At 69.1% G+C, this 427-nt stretch carries 1 protein-coding gene; it reads right to left on the bottom strand.

Annotation, left to right across the window (positions count from 1 at the left end):
- A partial coding sequence (locus AAIO73_RS20225) for a PIG-L deacetylase family protein (RefSeq protein WP_345880594.1) occupies positions 1-390 on the bottom strand: 390 nt, incomplete at its 3' end.
- Positions 391-427: the final 37 nt, after the last annotated feature.

Raw genomic sequence — 427 nt, 5'->3', positions numbered from 1 at the left:
ATCATCGGAAACGGCGCCGAGCTGCGTCCGGTAGACGCGGATCAGCGACCGCTTAACCGGAACTCCTCCGGGCACAGCGATGCGCCATGCCGGTCCGGACCTGTCCGGGCGAGGCGGCCACACGCGGTAGGTCAGCCGACCGGCGCCACCCGGGCATCGGGCGACGGCCGCTGCTACGGCGCGGTGATCGGGATGGTCGTCATTGCAGGCCGGTCCGACGATGAGATCGAGATCCCGGCATCGTGCGACCTGGCGGCGCAGCGCGCGATAACAGCGTCCCGGGATCGAGGGCAACTGGCCATCGGGCAGATTGAGGAACGAGACGTCGCCAGCAACGATGCCGAGACGACGTAGCGCATGAAGGCTCTCACGCTGGCGCGCCGCGACCAGTCGCGCTCTCGGCCATTGTCGGCTGCCCCGGTGAGAC

The organism is Sphingomonas epibiotica, assembly GCF_039615155.1.
In the GTDB taxonomy this organism is placed as follows: domain Bacteria; phylum Pseudomonadota; class Alphaproteobacteria; order Sphingomonadales; family Sphingomonadaceae; genus Sphingomonas.
This window is presented reverse-complemented; position numbering and strand designations above follow the sequence as displayed.